General features: G+C 49.7%; 19 protein-coding genes, 1 rRNA gene and 1 riboswitch. Of the genes, 2 read left to right on the forward strand and 18 right to left on the reverse strand.

Annotated features, from left to right (window positions below; translation table 11 throughout):
* Positions 1–28 precede the first annotated feature (28 nt).
* From rsmA to TX85_RS24835, 5 genes are all read right to left on the reverse strand, one after another.
* Positions 29–916, reverse strand: a complete 888-nt coding sequence (gene rsmA, locus TX85_RS24815; RefSeq protein ID WP_044482612.1) for a 16S rRNA (adenine(1518)-N(6)/adenine(1519)-N(6))-dimethyltransferase RsmA — start codon at positions 914–916, stop codon at positions 29–31.
* Complete coding sequence (gene rnmV, locus TX85_RS24820; RefSeq protein ID WP_044482613.1) at positions 913–1,485, reverse strand: ribonuclease M5; 573 nt, start codon at positions 1,483–1,485, stop codon at positions 913–915. The genes rsmA and rnmV overlap by 4 nt, the downstream gene beginning before the upstream one ends.
* A gap of 138 nt (positions 1,486–1,623) precedes the next feature.
* Positions 1,624–2,760, reverse strand: a complete 1,137-nt coding sequence (locus TX85_RS24825; protein WP_044482614.1) for a 3D domain-containing protein — start codon at positions 2,758–2,760, stop codon at positions 1,624–1,626.
* 264 nt (positions 2,761–3,024) lie between these two features.
* Positions 3,025–3,253: riboswitch (cyclic di-AMP (ydaO/yuaA leader) on the reverse strand.
* A gap of 218 nt (positions 3,254–3,471) precedes the next feature.
* Positions 3,472–4,242 carry a TatD family hydrolase gene (locus TX85_RS24830; protein WP_044482615.1) on the reverse strand — a complete coding sequence of 257 codons (771 nt, stop codon included), beginning with the start codon at positions 4,240–4,242 and terminating at the stop codon, positions 3,472–3,474.
* 49 nt (positions 4,243–4,291) lie between these two features.
* Positions 4,292–5,578 carry an HD domain-containing protein gene (locus tag TX85_RS24835; RefSeq protein ID WP_044482616.1) on the reverse strand — a complete coding sequence of 429 codons (1,287 nt, stop codon included), beginning with the start codon at positions 5,576–5,578 and terminating at the stop codon, positions 4,292–4,294.
* 311 nt (positions 5,579–5,889) lie between these two features.
* On the opposite strand from TX85_RS24835, the gene TX85_RS24840 reads away from it, so the two are divergent.
* On the forward strand, positions 5,890–6,144 hold the full coding sequence (locus TX85_RS24840; protein WP_044482617.1) for an AbrB/MazE/SpoVT family DNA-binding domain-containing protein: 255 nt from the start codon (positions 5,890–5,892) through the stop codon (positions 6,142–6,144).
* A 126-nt stretch (positions 6,145–6,270) separates the two neighbouring features.
* Here the strand turns inward: TX85_RS24840 and rsmI are convergent, their stop codons facing one another.
* From rsmI to TX85_RS24890, 10 genes are all read right to left on the reverse strand, one after another.
* Positions 6,271–7,173, reverse strand: coding sequence for a 16S rRNA (cytidine(1402)-2'-O)-methyltransferase (gene rsmI / locus TX85_RS24845; protein ID WP_044482618.1), 903 nt, complete (start codon positions 7,171–7,173; stop codon positions 6,271–6,273).
* Complete coding sequence (locus TX85_RS24850) at positions 7,145–7,927, reverse strand: tRNA1(Val) (adenine(37)-N6)-methyltransferase (RefSeq protein WP_044482619.1); 783 nt, start codon at positions 7,925–7,927, stop codon at positions 7,145–7,147. The genes rsmI and TX85_RS24850 overlap by 29 nt, the downstream gene beginning before the upstream one ends.
* 88 nt (positions 7,928–8,015) lie before the next feature.
* Entirely contained in the window at positions 8,016–8,387 is a 372-nt protein-coding gene (locus TX85_RS24855; RefSeq protein WP_044482620.1) for an initiation-control protein YabA, read from the reverse strand.
* A 52-nt stretch (positions 8,388–8,439) separates the two neighbouring features.
* Entirely contained in the window at positions 8,440–9,240 is an 801-nt protein-coding gene (locus TX85_RS24860) for a PSP1 domain-containing protein (RefSeq protein WP_044482621.1), read from the reverse strand.
* A 143-nt stretch (positions 9,241–9,383) separates the two neighbouring features.
* On the reverse strand, positions 9,384–10,358 hold the full coding sequence (holB, locus tag TX85_RS24865) for a DNA polymerase III subunit delta' (protein WP_044482622.1): 975 nt from the start codon (positions 10,356–10,358) through the stop codon (positions 9,384–9,386).
* Positions 10,359–10,375: 17 nt separating this feature from the next.
* A complete protein-coding gene (locus TX85_RS24870) occupies positions 10,376–10,819 on the reverse strand; it encodes a YaaR family protein (RefSeq protein ID WP_044482623.1) in 444 nt (147 codons plus the stop codon).
* A 98-nt stretch (positions 10,820–10,917) separates the two neighbouring features.
* Entirely contained in the window at positions 10,918–11,247 is a 330-nt protein-coding gene (locus TX85_RS24875; protein ID WP_044482624.1) for a cyclic-di-AMP receptor, read from the reverse strand.
* 56 nt (positions 11,248–11,303) lie between these two features.
* Positions 11,304–11,984 carry a dTMP kinase gene (gene tmk / locus TX85_RS24880; protein ID WP_044482625.1) on the reverse strand — a complete coding sequence of 227 codons (681 nt, stop codon included), beginning with the start codon at positions 11,982–11,984 and terminating at the stop codon, positions 11,304–11,306.
* A complete protein-coding gene (locus tag TX85_RS24885; RefSeq protein WP_044482626.1) occupies positions 11,971–13,569 on the reverse strand; it encodes an aminotransferase class I/II-fold pyridoxal phosphate-dependent enzyme in 1,599 nt (532 codons plus the stop codon). The genes tmk and TX85_RS24885 overlap by 14 nt, the downstream gene beginning before the upstream one ends.
* 162 nt (positions 13,570–13,731) lie before the next feature.
* The gene (locus TX85_RS24890; protein ID WP_044482627.1) at positions 13,732–13,917 is read right to left on the reverse strand and encodes a sigma factor G inhibitor Gin; all 186 of its coding nucleotides are present in this window, start codon (positions 13,915–13,917) and stop codon (positions 13,732–13,734) included.
* A 223-nt stretch (positions 13,918–14,140) separates the two neighbouring features.
* Here TX85_RS24890 and TX85_RS24895 point away from each other — a divergent pair, with 223 nt between their 5' ends.
* The gene (locus TX85_RS24895) at positions 14,141–14,665 is read left to right on the forward strand and encodes a hypothetical protein (RefSeq protein WP_044482631.1); all 525 of its coding nucleotides are present in this window, start codon (positions 14,141–14,143) and stop codon (positions 14,663–14,665) included.
* A gap of 79 nt (positions 14,666–14,744) precedes the next feature.
* Here TX85_RS24895 and TX85_RS24900 read toward each other — a convergent pair whose 3' ends face one another.
* The 3 genes from TX85_RS24900 to rrf form a co-directional block, all read right to left on the reverse strand.
* Positions 14,745–15,173: a hypothetical protein gene (locus tag TX85_RS24900; protein WP_044482632.1), complete on the reverse strand. Its 429-nt coding sequence runs from the start codon at positions 15,171–15,173 to the stop codon at positions 14,745–14,747.
* Between the two features lie 174 nt (positions 15,174–15,347).
* Positions 15,348–16,514, reverse strand: coding sequence for a PdaC/SigV domain-containing protein (locus tag TX85_RS25625; RefSeq protein WP_049895238.1), 1,167 nt, complete (start codon positions 16,512–16,514; stop codon positions 15,348–15,350).
* Positions 16,515–16,764: 250 nt separating this feature from the next.
* A 5S ribosomal RNA gene (rrf, locus tag TX85_RS24910) occupies positions 16,765–16,881 on the reverse strand.
* Positions 16,882–16,926 lie beyond the last annotated feature (45 nt).

Here is a 16,926-nt window from a genome sequence, read left to right on the forward strand (position 1 = left end):
AAATGAGGTGATTGGTTACATGAAATGATTAAACGGTTAGTCCCGCAGCATACAGGACGTCACTGAGCACGGCGAACTCCTGCAGACTGAGCGTCTCTGCGCGTCGGGACGGCTCGACCCCGGCCTCAGCCAATAAGGCCTCAAGGCGCTCCCGCCCTTCGCCGGAGAAGAAGCGGCTCTTCAGATTGTTCGCAATCGTCTTTCTCCGCTGCGTGAACGAGGCCTGTACCACCTCGAAAAAGAAGGCCTCATCCTTCACTTGCACCGGAGGCGTCTGACGCACCTTCAGGCGAATTACAGCCGATTCAACATTCGGCTGCGGGATAAACACACTAGGCGGCACCGTACAGACGAGTTGCGGCTCGCTATAATACTGTACGGCAATGCTCAGGCTGCCGTAATCCTTGCCGCCCGGCGATGCGGCCATGCGCTCGGCAACCTCCTTTTGGATCATAACTACGATATTCTCCAGGGGCAGTCCCGCCTCAAGCAGATTCATCATGATCGGTGTAGTCACATAATACGGAAGGTTAGCCACAACGCTGACCGACTGGCAATCACCGAACTGCTCGGCGAACAGCTGCTGCAGATCCAGCTTAAGCACATCGCCATGGATCACCGTGACATGCCCGTAGGGCTCCATAACCTCTTCCAGAATCGGCAGCAAGCGCTGGTCGATCTCTACAGCAGTTACCTTGCCTGCAGCCTGGGCAAGCTTCTCCGTCAAAGCCCCAATCCCCGGACCGATCTCAAGCGCGCCCTTGGTCTCGTCCAGACCCGCAGCATCAACAATTTTGGCGAGTATATTCTGATCAATCAAGAAGTTCTGACCCAGGCTCTTCTTGAATTGAAATCCATGCCGCTGGATGATCTCCTTCGTCCGTCGCGGCGTTGATACGTCCTCTCTATTTGTCACAGGCGGTCTCCCCATTCCTTCTCCAAATTGTTCAAGGCAGCGGCAAATTCCTCCCGGCTAATTCGAAATACGGAGAGCCGCTTAAAGAGCTGCTTGCCGTTGCAATAGCCGATTCCCAGCATCTCCCCGACATAGCGGCGGCGGGCCGCCGCCTCGGGGTGTACGATCAGCCCCGCTTCAATCAGATCACTCCAGGTAATCCCGGACTCTTCATCCACGGCCTCCGCTCCGGGAGCCATCTCGGTCCGGACATGAGCCAAGGCATGGCGAATCGCCTCCGGAGAGGCGTTCTCCACGCCGATATCGCCCCGCTTCGTTGCGTCCGCCTCTGTCAGAAAGGCATGCTTGCATCCGGGCACCCGGCGGGCGACGATTTTGCGTATACGCTCCCCTGCATGGTCCGGATCGGTAAAAATAATAACTCCTCGGCGCTCCATCGCCAGAGCTATTTTTCTCAATGTCATCTCGTTGATCGCCGATCCGCCGGTCTCAATCGTATCCGCCTCAACAGCCCGCTTGATGGCAACCGTATCGTCTCTCCCCTCGACGACAATGACCTCCTTGATCATCCTGGTCCATTTCCTTTCCGTCAAATCATCTAAAGTCTTAACAACAAAAAGAAGAGGAATACTCCTCTTCTTATCCGTGTCTTATTCACTCACCCTAATAGTATCCCATTCCCTGTGCAAAGTAAACGAGGGACCGCGCTAGTTCAGCTCCGGCTTCGTCGGGCCGATCACATAGACGGTACGCCCCTTCTTGCGGCCAAAGTTCTGTGCCGCCTTCAGAGAATCATAGTATACATCCATCTTATTCCCCTTGATGGCACCTCCGGTATCCTCCGCCTTGCGGAATCCAATCCCTTCGATGTACACCCACCAGCCAAGCGGAACGACCGATTTATCCACCGCAATCGTTCTGCCTTCGGTAACCCGCGTACCGGAAGCTGTGCGCGTTCCGATTCCGTCTTCTTCCGAGGAATATGCGGTCAGAGTTACGTTTTTAAGCACTTTTTTATATTCAAAAGAGACGCCGCCCTTGGTTGCCACTCCGCTGATATTCACCGAATTGTCTTTACGGGTAATGGTCGCGGCTGCAACAACTGCGGGCTTCTTCGTACCAACAGCAATGACCTTCGGAGCAGCTTCTTTTTCCACTACTTTCCCCAGCCAGGTTTTGGACACGAGAACTCCGTCTTCAAAGACTTTTTCGTAATTATGGACAATCACGCCTTCACTGCCCTCAGAGGTCACTTTGGTGTTGCCTTTAAGCAACGTATCATCCGAGGTCTTTACGACGGTGAAAGGGATGACGTCCTTTGTCTGCACGGTATGCTTTGTTACGCGTACAATTTGAATTTCTTGGTTGGCTTCAACCTTGCTGTCCAGAGCCGGGGTCACCTTATCGTCCTTATCGACGGTAATGCCAAGCTCGGCGATTGCCTTTTGCACACTTTTTTGTGTAGTAAAGTGCAGCTTCGTCGCTCCATCGACATTCACTTTGACAGGAACGGCTCGTACGATCACGATCTTGTCTCCGTCTTCGATGGGGCTATTCAAGGCCACCGAGATCGAATCCTCGGGATTCAATGCGATGGACTGCTCCTCCAGTACCTGATTGACCAGCGAATGACGGGTTTCAATGCTTTGACTTTGCCCATCAACAACCAAGTGAACCTGCTTGCTATTTTGAGTGAAATACCAGATTAGGGTAACGATGATGAGTGCGACGGCTACTGCCCCAACGACAGCCACTTGACGTAAGTGTTCTTGTTGCCACCGCAATGCGTAAGACATGCTGGATGAGCGTGATTCATGGGACTCCTCATTCCGGAACAAACCCATTTCTTCCGTCCTCCTTACATAGTCCCGCCGTTAGATCGATTCGTACTGCATTTGACGTGACTACTAATCATTTTTACGGACTGCTTGATTTGAAGCTGCAATCCGCATCCTGTCCCAGTCTTCCCGGACATAGTCACCTCCTGTATATCACAGTATGATGACCCTATTACAATTATTCAAAACAAAAAAGAAGCCTAAAGGAGAGAGTAAGAGGCTCTCTTTCGTGGCTTCCGAGTTTGTCTTGGTGTAATAGGATGCACGAGTTTGCCCTCTCAACGTACGCTTACGGGGTTAGCTGTCGGGTTAGGACGCGAGAGTGCCGCCCCTTCTCAGTTCATTCGCTCATGGCGCAATGACCTCGAATTCACCCCATAGACCCGAGTAAAGAAATCAATTACAGATCATTCCGGCACACTTTCTGTCATCTGTGTTGATTCCGGATGATGTATTTGGTTCCCCCGCTCTCCATTCGGAGATTCAGCGAGACTGGTTCATGGAACACTGTAATCCGGACCCTATCCATCTACACATGGAGGGTGCCAAATCGATTACTGAAAAGATTCTAACTTGTTTCGATGCAGATTGTAAAGGACGGATCAAGAACGTTTATTTTAAAATATGGTTAAAAAAATGTAATAATCTCCCCTCAGATGATTAAAATGCATTCATCTTTCCGTATACCTCTGTTTTTCATTGCTTTTTCTCCTGTTTTCATCGTATTCCAAATCGTTCCAGTGCATTTTGGGTCGTAATTCTCGCAATTTCTTCCAGTTCTTTCCCTAGAAGCTCAGCTGCAGCTTCAGCCACCAGACGCACATATCCGGACTCATTTCTTTTCCCTCTAAATGGATGAGGTGTTAAATAAGGGGAATCCGTCTCGATAAGTAAACGGTCTAAAGGTGTCTTCATCAGGACCTCTTTCGGCTGCTTTGCATTTTTGAAGGTAATCGGTCCCCCAAACGACAAATGAAAGTTCATATCCAGGCACATCTTGGCAATTTCCCAGCTTCCCGAAAAGGAGTGCATCACACCGCCAATCTCGCTTGCCTTCTCTTCCCGAAGAATTCGAACTACATCCTCATGGGCATCCCGATTATGGATCGAAATGGGCATGCCCAATTGCCGGGCAAGGCGAATCTGCTTACGGAACACTTCATGCTGTACCTCCTTCGGCGAGGTATCCCAATAGTAGTCCAGACCGATCTCACCGATCGCAACGACCTTCTCATGCTTACACAGCTCGGCAATCCAATCCAGGTCCTCCTCCTTCATGGTGATGGCATCCTGCGGGTGCCAGCCGACGGCGGCGTAGATGAACTCATATTCTTCGGCCAATTTCATCGTGGTGGGAATCGTCTCCCGGTTAAATCCAATATTGATCATCCGCGTAACGCCCTGCTCTCGAGCACGTTCGATAGTTTCTGCACGGTCTTCGTCAAAATTCTTCGAATCCATATGGGTATGGGTGTCAAATAACTCCATTGCGGTTAACCTCCTAAAGTGATAGCGTGCAAGTCATAAATTCTATTTATCATTTCTGTATAAATATTGATGCTATAGATTCCGGAAGCTGGTCTAGGACAGCCTTTACTTTTTCGTAAGGAAAGTACAAATGGTATTTTCCCCGGTGCAAGCCGCTGATCGAGCGGACGATGTCCGATACTTCGGATATTTCCACAAGCCGTTCATGCTTGTCCAGGAGCAGGATTTGCTTCTCCGTGGACTCATTGTCAGGACGAAACACATCATAAGGCAGATCGGTCGGAAAATCAATTTCCAGATCGTAATCCGGATGGAGTCCTGCTGCTTCAAATGCATGGCGAATATCGTCAATGGTCTCCATATCCAGAGATTCAACCTCTACATATTTATACAGTTTTCTATCCAAGAACCGGCTGCATAGTTGGCCAAGCAAATCATCTGACTCTAGACGCCACTGCATAAAGGCGGTTTGTACCAGCGCTTCGTCCAGCAGCAGATATTCCTGAACGGTCAATTCCCGCTGGAACAAGCCCGGAAGCGGATCAGGCAAAAACCGGAACGAATGCCCCGCATCGAATAATTCCTTGGCTCTTCGGAAAATTTGCCGCAAAATGATCTCCGAGCTCCGGGTCACCGGATGAAAATAAACCTGCCAGTACATCTGATATCTGGACATAAGATAGTCTTCCACGGCGTGCATTCCTGATTCCTTCACGACAATTCGCCCCTGATATGGACGCAGCATCCGCAGAATCCGGTCCATATCGATAGTTCCGTACTCGACACCTGTAAAATAAGCATCTCTCAGCAAATAGTCCATACGATCGGCATCTAACGGACTCGATACCAAGTTGACCACGATCGCCTTTTCATAGGTTTTCCGAATGACGGAAGCTACCTTCCCGGGGAAATCCTCGCCTAATCTGCTCAGTACAGCTGCAACCTCCGTATCGCCAAGCACAATCTTGCACGTCCAATCCTCATGATTCATTTGGAAGGCATGTTCTATGGAATGAGAGAACGGTCCATGCCCCAAATCATGAAGCAGGGCCGCACACAGGGCCACCATCCGCTCCTCCTCCGGCCAATCCGGATATTTGGCACGTTCAAATTGGGAGATGATTCTCCGCGTAATCTCATAGACGCCCAGCGAATGGGAGAACCGGCTATGCTCTGCGCCATGAAAAGTCAAATATGAAGTGCCCAGCTGGCGGATCCGTCTAAGCCTTTGAAATTCATGTGTATTAATAAGTGACCAGATAATTTCATCCTGCACATGAATATAATTATGTACCGGGTCCTTGAACACTTTTTCTTCCTTCAGTTGCTTTTCCATCTCAACATCTCCTTTACAAAAAGATTCTTCAAAATTTACGGATAATGGCTTAAAAAGGTAGTTAATGTCAGGTGGTGTCGAATTATGTCGTTATATATTCTTCCATAATGTCGAATAAGATCGTATCGTTTTTTTATAGTAAAATCGGGTAAACAGCGCTTAGCTACAAAAAATATTTAGAAATAATGATGAACTCTGCCATAAATAGGTTGACTGATTTGGCAATGGTTGGTATCATAAATATCATAAAACATAGAAGTTTGTCGAATCATGACGCTTTTATACTATAGCGAGAGGGGCCTTCATAGGTTATGATGAAATCAACGGGTATTGTAAGAAAAGTAGACGAACTGGGACGGGTAGTTATTCCAATCGAGCTGCGCCGCACACTCGGTATTGGCGAGAAAGATGCGCTTGAGATTTATGTGGACGGCGAACGGATCATGTTGAAAAAATATGAGCCTGCTTGCATTTTCTGTGGTAATGCAGAGAACGTAACTTACTTCAAAGGCAAAATTGTTTGCCACGAATGCATTACTCAGCTTCCTACCCCTGTGACAAATTAAGATTTATAGTATATAATAGGTTTATAAAAATTTGTTAATTCTAACCTTTTTCATATCTCCTTGGCGCCTTCCAGGCTTGAACCCAGCCTGTGAAGGCCCCTTTTTTGTCTAATTCCGCAATTACCGTTACTCCTCTTCTTTCCCGTCCTCCAGCAAATGCTTGTAGATATCTCTTTTGGATATTCCCCGATCCCCCGCGGCTTTTTTCATGGCCTCTTTTCGAGAACACGGCTCCTCGGTCTCATAATAAGCTACGTGCTCTTCTACCGATAATGCTTGCCACCAGGCATCCTGACGCTCCTTCACTTTGCTCTGCTCCTCACCGGATACAACGATGCAATATTCGCCCAGCGGCGGGTGCTCCTCCAACCAGGATTGGCATTCACGGATTGTCCCCCGAACCATTTCTTCATGCCGTTTCGTCAGTTCCCGGGCTAGCACAACTTGCCGATTCCCCCATGCTTGCTGCATAGCCGTCAAGGTCTTTATCACACGATGGGGAGATTCATAGAATAGTAAGGTGCTCTGTTCATCCTGCAGCAATTCCAGCAAGCTATTACGCTCTTTGGATTCACGGGGCAAAAACCCGAGAAATTGAAAGCGTTCCGTAGGCAGCCCTGAGACGATCAGCGCCGAGAGGGCCGCGTTTGCTCCAGGGATGGGTATCACAGGAATCCCCTGCTCCACAGCCAGTCGAACCAGGTCGCTGCCGGGGTCGGAAATCGCCGGTAATCCAGCATCGCTGACCAGCGCTAAATTTTTTCCTTCTATTATATAGCGAATTAATTCGGGGCCGCTGGCTGCCTTGTTATGCTCATGATAACTGAACAATTTGGACGGAGAAATCTCGAAATGCGTTAGCAGCTTCCGCGTCTGTCTCGTGTCCTCCGCAGCAATAATATCCGCCTCGCTAAGCGTGCGCACCGCCCGGTAAGTCATATCCTCCAAGTTGCCGATCGGGGTTCCGACCAGGTAGAGACTTCCCGTCTTCTGGTTTGATTCAAAGCTCTTCTGAATTTGAATGGTCATGCTCTTCCCTCTCTGATCCATAATAAATCTGCATAATCTCCGGACTGTATTGTCCATCTTCATTATAAACAATTAATGGCGGCAGGATGCGGACATCCGGCTTTCCATCCCGCAGTGCTTCAATCAACACCATATTGGCTTCTGCGTCCGCCCTCGGATGGACAAACCGGATTAATTTAGGCTCCAGACGGTATTGCCGAAATAAAGATATAATCTCTCCCAACCGCTGGGGCCTGTGCACCATCGACACCTTTGCACCCGGCCTTGCCAGCCGCATCGCAGCTCTGGCCACATCCTCAAGATTACAGTGAATCTCATGTCTGGCCATCGCCTGATGAGGATTCAGCTTTGATTCTCCGGAATACACAGGCATATAAGGAGGATTAACCGTAATTGCATCATAACTCCCATGTCCCGCCTCTTTATATAACTCCCGCAGGTCTCCTTCCCGAATCGCTATTTGTCCTGTCAATCCATTCATCTCCACACTTCTTCTCGCCATCTCCGCAAGCCGGGGCTGAATCTCAATCCCTTCAATGCTTGCCTTGGTTCTGGTGGATAGCAGCAGCGGTATAACCCCGTTCCCTGTACAGAGATCGAGGATCTTCCCTTTGCTTGGAATAGAAGCAAATCTGGCCAGAAGCACCGCATCCATCGAGAAGCTGAACACCTCTTCGCTTTGAATAATACGGAGCTGCTGGGTCAGCAGGTCATCAACCCGCTCATAATCATAGATCGTTACTTGATTCTTCAACTTGAATGCTCTCCTCTATCGCTGCCGGTCTCTCCGGCACATGTCTGAAAAAAAATCTAAAAAAAACCGTAGGGGCCCCTACGGTTCGTTATTTATTCAAAAATGACAAGCAGAACAGGCAATCGCCCTCAGTGCGTAAATGACCATAATATACGTTGCATATGTGGAAACCTTCATGATAGAGACGCGCCAGATTGTCATAGCCCTCTCCAACAACATCTACTGCTTCTTTGCCTCCTGTAGAGGGGGCAGCGGATCGAGATGAAGATGTGGAAGCAGGGGCAGCCTCTTTAGCCTCTCCCATCATAATCTTACGCATCTTCTCATTCTCCAGACGAAGCTGCTGGTTCTCTTCTACCAGCCTCTTGACTTCCAGCATCAGTGCGCCCAAATCGCCGTGAAATTTCCCCACTTGTGTCTCCAGCGCCTGCACATGTTTAAATATATCCTTATTCTCCAAGTTCCCACCCCAGAGTCATTCTCTAAAGTCTTTCTTGAATATGAATTAGATGCTATTTCACAACTACATCGTCTAACGGAAGCTCCTTGACCTTGCCTGCGTCAAACAGCTGCACATGAACCGTGCGTGCTCCCGCGTTAAGACCAACCACTTTGCCTTCACCTAAAGAGCTAATAACAATCTTGCCTACAGATGGAAGCTCTTCCTTCACGCTCTCATAGTTATCATGCTCGAACTTCAGACAGCACATCAGCCGCCCGCACAGCCCGGAAATCTTGGTCGGGTTCAGTGACAGGCTCTGGTCCTTAGCCATTTTGATTGATACCGGCTCAAAATCGCCAAGCCAGGAAGAACAACAGAGCACACGTCCGCAAGGGCCGATTCCCCCGAGCATCTTGGCTTCATCTCTGACTCCAATCTGACGGAGTTCAATCCTTGTTCGGAAAATGCTTGCCAGATCCTTGACCAGTTCACGAAAATCAACTCGTCCTTCCGCCGTGAAGTAGAATATGATCTTGTTACGGTCAAACGTAAATTCTACATCCACCAGCTTCATCTTCAGATCATGGTCTTTAATTTTATTTAAACATGTGGCAAATGCATTTTTTGCCGCAAGCCTGTTATCCTCCACAACACGTGCATCGGAATCGTCGGCAATCCGGATAACCTTCTTCAGCGGAAGGACGACATCCTGCTCGCCCACCTTCTTCTTCCCGACGACTACCTTCCCGTACTCGATCCCCCGCGCCGTCTCAACGATGACGCTCTGGTCCTTCTCCACAGGGAGCTCGAGAGGATCGAAGTAATATATTTTGCCCGCTTTTTTAAAGCGGACGCCTATTACAGTGTACAAAAACTAACCCCCTTGTATCCTGAAAACCCACTTTATAAAAATCTGGCGGACGTTCTGCAAAACCTCACGTTTTTCACGGGAGAAAGTTTAAAACCGCTGACCCGCAACCATAAACGAAGCCGGGCAGCAAGATAGGCAGTTCCTTAGGCGCCAATCGCGATCAAGAACTGCTCAAGACAGAGCTGGCCGTTCATATTCTGACGAAGCTTCTTCTTGCTCTCCGCCGCAAGCGCCATCCCCTGAATCCAGTAGTCCGCACTGCGCGTGGAAGCCTGCTTCATAATAAAATCCAGCTCATCTATGAAAACAATATGGTCATGTCTATGATAGAGTGCATGGAGCATGTCCTTGAACCATACATGAAAAAGATCCAGCAGCATATCCAGGTGTTCACCAAGACCTGCCTTGAATATAGATTGCTGCGCTGATACAAGTGGAGAACCGCCACGGCCTGCGGTTTCCTTCCCTAATTGTAACACTACGTTTCTAATTTCTGCAAACCAATTCTGTTGCAACAAATCCCGGCATGCTGCCAGTCCTGACGCGACCTGAACCGCGCATCGGGCCAAAGCACCGGGATAACCCTCGCTTACCAATATTTGCAGCATCCGTTCAGGCTCTAAAGGCAGGAATGGCACCCATTGAGCCCTTGATTGAATGGTCGGCAGAAGAGCCCGTCCATTGTCCGTTAATAAAATCGCCACCGCAGGTGACGGAGGCTCCTCCAGAAACTTCAGCAGGCTGTTCGCCGCCTGCACCGTCATTTTCTCCGCCTGGTCAATGATATAGGCTTTCGGATTGCCTTGCTCCGACCGATAGGAGAAAATCCGCTGCAAATCGCGAATCTGATCTATTTTAATGGTCGAGCCGTCGGGATAGACCTGATGGAGATCGGGATGATTACCGTGAAGCACCTTGCGGCATTCCAGACATTCGCCGCACGCCTCCTCCTCTCCTTCTGTACAGTACAACGCCTGTATGAAGGCCATCGCCATTTCCTTCTGTCCGCTCCCCGGCGGCCCGTTAAATATATATGCATGAGATATTTTATGCTGCCGAAGACCGTTCTGCAGCATTTGCTTAGCAGTCTCTTGTCCGATGATTTCCTTGAAAGACATAATCGTATTTTACCTTCCTAGTAACAAATATTGATCAGCATCCCACGGATTTCACCGATTTTTTGCAGAAGCTCAATCTTCCCTTGCTCCGTCTCCAACAATTCATCCGCCATCGCGAGCAGAGCAGCATCGACTTCATCCAGCAGCTTATATCGCTTGCCCCGGCCTCTGCGATCCCAGCCCCGGGATTCCTTGATGCCCACCCCGCGCCGAACCGTATCCTCCAGAAATCGCTTGACCATTGTCCGGTAAGCCTTAAGCTCCCTAACTGTCATGGAACGTGCAAGCCGGTCTCCCTGAAGCTGGATCTCCTTGAATTTGCGTGCAAGCTCTTCCTTCGATGACTGCTCCCCATGCTGCTGCATCACATCAGAGAAGCTCTTCGCCTGAATTGGCCTTGCTGCGTTATCACTACCGCTAAGGCTGCTCTTTAGCGGCCTGTAACCCGGATCAATTTTCATGTGCTCTATTCACCGCCTGTCTGCAGAATAATTGATAGCTTTAAAGTCTCTATTTTTTGGAATACTTGGTGATCAAAAAGGGACTTCTTGAGTATCCTTTAAAAATGTTCAAAACGGTCAACCGGCATTACAAACACGGTTGCTCCTCCAACTTGCACCTCGACCGGAAGCGGCAAATAGGAATCTGTCGTTCCACTCATCGGTGTTACCGGAGTTACCAGTTGCTCGCGAACCTTACAGCTGTTGCGGATGACGCTCATGACGCCTTCCACCTGATGGTCCTCTACACCGATCATAAATGTGGTATTTCCGGCCCGAAGGAATCCCCCGGTACTGGCCAGCTTGGTGGCACGATAATTTTCCTTCACCAATGCGCCGGACAGACGGTTGCTGTCCTTATCCTGAACGATAGCGATGATCAGTTTCATTTGCATTCCCTCCTCGGTTTGATAACACTATTTAACCACTTTTACTTATTTGACAATCATACGCCAAAATCCTTTAATGCCGCATCCAGTCTGGCAGTTAATGCCGCAGCGACCTCCTCGAAGGGGCCGGATGCATCAATCTCATGAATTCGGCTCGGGAACATACCGGACACGATCCGATAGCCTTCCCTAACTTTATGATGGAACGAAAGGCCCTCCAGGTCAAGCCTGTTCACTTCCCGTCCCTGTCCTGCCGCGATACGGGCAAGCCCTTGCTCAGGCTCAATGTCGAGATAAAAGGTCAGATCCGGAAATCTGCCGGCGGTAGCGAACATATTGATAGAGAGCACTTCCTCAATTCCTAATCCGCGGGCATAGCCCTGATAGACGAGACTGCTGTCGACGAAGCGATCGCTTAATACCGTAATTCCTTGGGCGAGCATCGGCTCCACCTTCTCTGCCAGGTGCTGCCTCCGGGCTGCCGCATAGAGCAGCGCCTCGGTTCTGGCATCCATCTCCGTATGGCTGGGATTCAGGATGATCTCGCGAATACTCTCAGCAATTCGGATTCCCCCGGGCTCTCTGGTCGTCATATACTGGATGCCGCGAGCCTCAAGTACACGAGCCGCTTCTTCCATCAACGATGTTTTACCTGCTCCCTCGCCTCCCTCCAGCGTAATGAAGAGTCCTTTTCGGCGGTTTACTCCTTCTTCTTGTACCTGTTCATGAACGTTCAACGAGGAATTCCCTACTTTCTTCTATATCCTTAATAATGACTTGAATGGTAGATAGGGTGACGTCTTTTACGCCTTGGCATTTTGCTTGAGAATCCCTAAGCTGATGGAGCTGCAGGCTCCGTTGCTCACTGATCCGCTCACCGGGATACAGAATCGGAATTCCAGGCGGATAAGGCACGACCATCTCAGCCGCCAGCCTTCCCGCGCAATCAGACAAGGGAACGGATTCTATATTCCCGGCTGCGATCGGACGAAGGCTAAAGCGGACCGGGGAAGATACCGGTTCAAGCTCTGCCCCAGGCTTAATTCCTATATCGGCTTGTTTCAGGGAGGCCTGAACCTCTTTGTTCGCGATGTTCCACGTGGAAACATCATCTTTCGACAGCTCCTCCAAGGCCTTCAGCAACCGATCGGCATCCTGAAGGCGCGATCCTGGGCCGAGCGCCAGCACAACATAGCGCTCATCGCTCATCTCCGGCACGCAGCCGGCTGCTTCCAGCAGGGTCTGGAGCTGGTACCCGCTCCAGATCCCTGCGGCATCATAGATCACCACCTTGAAGGGATCTTGTATAGCATATGCGGCATCTGCTCCGCTTGCGCCCGGTTCAGGTGCAAGCAGCCCAAAACGGGACAACTCCCAGATGCCGCAACGCAGCTTGTCCGCGGTTGCCAGCGCGGACTCGAAGTAAGCTGGGCCGCTGGAGGCAAGCTGACAGCGGCACAGATCGAGCGAGGCCATAATCGGGTACGATGGGCTCGAGCTCTGCACCATCGCCAGCCGCTGCCTCAGCAGCGTGCGGTCGAGCAGGCCGCCCTGCACATGCAGCATGGCGCCCATGGTCAGGGCGCCGAGCATCTTGTGCGTGGACTGCACGACCGCGCTGGCGCCCTGCGCCAGGGCACTCGCCGGCAGCGCCGGGTGCAGCCCGTAGTGGGCGCCATGCGCCTCGTCCACGAGCAGCGGCACGCCGCTCGCCGCGCAGAGCTTCGCCAGCGGCGCCAGGCTGGCTCCCATCCCGTAATAGTTCGGGTGCGTCACGAGGAGCCCCTTGGCCCCGGGATACCGGGCCAGGGCCTCACGCACCGTCGCCTCGGACGGGATGGTCGCCAGGCCGCTCGCGGGGTCCAGTCGCGGCGCAAGGAACACGGCTCGTGCTCCAGCCAGCATCAATCCGTGAATCACGGATTTGTGCACATTGCGCTGCACGAGCAGCACATCGCCTGGAGCGCTGCACACGCTCAGGATCATTGCCAGGTTGCCGGCCGTGCTGCCGCCAACCAGAAAAAACGTCTCCTTAGCGCCGAACACCGCCGCGGCCAAGCGTTGCGCCTCCAGGATGGCGCCCTCCGGATGATGCAGATCATCCGTGCCGGTAATCTCCGTCACGTCCAGCTCCATCATCCGGGCCAACGGATAACCGGCAGCGCTTGCGTAGCTGCCCTCGCTCTGCCGTACAGCCTCCCCATCCTTATGCCCAGGCACGTGAAAGGAGGCATCCTTGCGCTCCCTGTATGCAAGAAGCGCCTCATAAAGCGGAGCCCGAATCTGTTGTTGTCCGCCTGATCTATTATTTTGCTGATTCAATCTATATCCTGATCCTTCCGGCTTGTCTATCGTAACGCCTTCGCTTCATTGTAACGCCTATGTGCGCTTACGGGCAATATAAAAGGACCTTATCGCTAAAATCAGGTCCTCTCATGATCCTTCTTATCTTTTTTGCTGACTTATATGGATTCCTGCCCCACACTATGCATTTTCCCCGATCCAGATCCTTTTCATGCGATGAACGAAAAAATGATATTTATCCTCTTGGACATCCGTATGAACCATTTCCGCCTCGCAAGCATCACAGATAAATTCAGATACAATATGAATGCCTTCCGACTTTGGCTCCCCACAAATAATGCATGTGTTTGGCGTAAGTTCATCCATGTTCCATCCCACCTTGTTTGTTTTACTACCAGTATGGCACATATTCTATCAATTTAAACCTTTTCATAGCTCATTTCTGATATATGTATATGCGCCCCTCGCCAGATGGGTGTTTGTACAGAAGCATCTCAAAAAATCTTACTTTTATCCGATATATTAATCAGAGCGTACCATTATCTAATAAATGCCACACCACTTGTTTCAGGGGAGGACTCTATTGCTGATGCCTGCAGATAAAGGAAATAACGCAACATTTTATCATTATCGACTATTAAAAAGACTCACTGTGCCTCGTCCGCTAATCAGCAGCTTTTTGACGCTTCCCTTCATTTGGCTGGCGGCAACGATGGTATTTTTCTCCTGGACCAGTCTGTTCTATTTTCTCTTAGCGATCCCGATCGTTCTCTGGGTACACTTTGTCATTGCCCGTTCCGTCCTAATTATAGTCAGCCACTCTTATCGTAAACGGTGGCGGTTCAGTTGGAGACTTCCCTGGCTGGGGTATTTGCCAGATCAATTTGTGACCTACAGTACCTTTCGCCTGGCTCATTTACATATTTCCTGGATCGGCATCTGCCTCTTTGCTGCCCTGATTCCCTGGTCTCCTCCTGCCTTCATCATTTCCTTGGTGTTGTGGCATCTGTGGCTCCTGTCGCCGAAGCTGTATATCCTGATTGGAATGCGCAAACAGCCTAAAGGCGGTATGATCAAGATTACTCCACAGGATACTTCCTACTATATGCCTTAATTGCACTGCCTAGATAAAAAGAGCCTGTCTCCGCAGCTCATGTGCGGAATCAGGCTCTTTCCTTGTTCATTATCCATGCCTACTGGTTACTTTCCAGTCCTTTTATAATCGTCTTCTCTTGCATTTTAGGAACGAGTACGGTAAAGGCATTCTTATGCATGGTCAATTGAACGACCAATTTATCTTTTGTAAATACAAGGGTTGTTCCCGTGCTCTCCTTAGTATTCTCCTTCCAACCCCATTCCGTAATTGCCTTCACATAGGGTTCAGGTACAGGGTCATCCTCACGGAGTCCAGGCATGGAATAATGTACATAGTCTACCTTCGTATTGTTCGTCGCCGTCTCGGTCCGCTTGGCTTCCTTAGGTACCGGAAAGCTCTTCTCTACAGCTGAACCGACAAATGTTGTCCAGGAAGGCTCAGAATCCGTGCAGCCTGTTATGATTAGTAGCATCATCAGGACTCCACTCATGAAGCACAAGGAATACCTGATTCCCCTCAGCTGCATGCTGATCTCCTCCTTACCCAATCTATATTCCGAGAGCTTATAGCTGCATTTGATGTTGAAGCTGATATAGAACACGGATAGGCCCTTTTGCCTAATGACAAGTTGCCAGTCTTCATTATAACGTTAGTCCATACATCAATCGGTAACAAAAAGGTTACATTCATTCTCCGTTTCTTATGGAAGCAGGTTTTGATAATGACTATTCTTCTTCAAAAGCTTCTCATAGGCTATAGAATACTCCGGAATACCAGCCGCATAAGGGGTATATTCATAGACCTGGAAGAAGAACGTCACCTTATCGATCTGCAAGTAATAGTCGGTATAATCACTGCCAATCCCCTTAAATCCTCCAAAATAACCAGGATGGGACTCAAAGCCCTCCTTGATCTCCCCGTTAATGATGTTCATATAGTCTGAGGTATCTCCGAACAGTTCCTTAAGCGTAAGCAGGCTGCCATCCTCCAGGTTGAAGGTGTATCCCTGCCGTACTGTCATTCCATGGGCACCACCGGTATATTCATATTTATCTATGAAAAGACTGAGCAGCCCCTTCTGATTGTAAGTAACCACGTAGGAAGAATTAAATTCATATGGGGCAAGATTAGACTCTCCTTCACGGTTTTTTAACGATTCAGCTATATAGGCTTGAAATTCGGAGTTATCCTTTTCAAGGACACGGTTGATGGCCTTTTCCGCCGAAGTATTGCCAGGTATAGCAACAGAAGGAGCATTTAATGTAATCACGGCATCGGCATTATCTTCTCGATGACTAACCGTCTTCATCTCCAGATTGTTCAGTTGAGACTTGACGATATCCAATTGCTTCAGCTTGCCGTCCCACACCCCCTCATAGCCCAAATAATCCTTGAGCCATTGGAATGGAACGTAGATTCTTCCCTTAATCAACTTGGCTCCGGGAGTCCCCAGGTAGTGGCCGTTCAGATAAGAGGTCACGCCGCCTTCATACAAGGTTACTTTAAGCTTCTGATAATCTTGGGTAATGATGTATGTGCGACTGGCGGATTCATAGGTTAAGGATAAATTAAGCTCATCGCGCAAAAACGTTAACGGAACCCAGGTTTTGTTCTCAAATAACATGCCCTGCTGGGCTGCCTTCTTCCCATTTGCCTTCAATTCAACCAGATTGCTCGTGACGGAGGTTGATTGGGACTGGGCTGCTATCAATGGATCGGCTGACTGACCTGAGCCCTGCGCCGCTACCAGATTGTCCCCGGCATGCATCTCACTCAGCAGCAAGCAGCCTGCCGCTACGCCCATTAGCAGCAGCATTTTACTATTCAAAGTTATTTTAAAGGTTCTCCGCTTGTGTTTGCTGTTCATTGGGTTCTTCTCCTCCATGCAGTAAAATATTCTATTACTATTGTATCCTTTTTAAGATGGGATATAGTGACAATCCAATTTACAGTTTCTTTTCTATTGACCAGCTTTTAGCGAGCATTTCTTACTAGTTCTTAACCTTCTAATCACTTTCCCACTCGTATTTCTAGTTTTTGTTTGAGAGCAGGACAAGAATAGCTGTGAAAAAATATTAAAAAAGCACCACCGGGTTATCGGTAGTGCTCTTTATGTTGCTTGGCGGCGTCCTACTCTCCCAGGACCCTTCGGTCCAAGTACCATCGGCGCTGGAGGGCTTAACGGTCGTGTTCGGGATGGGTACGCGTGGAACCCCTCCGCCATCGCCACCAAACAGGCTTTTTCCGGTCGATGATCTCCCTGAATCTCTTCAGAAAAA

Source organism: Paenibacillus antibioticophila (assembly GCF_000455265.1).
GTDB lineage: Bacteria > Bacillota > Bacilli > Paenibacillales > Paenibacillaceae > Fontibacillus > Fontibacillus antibioticophila.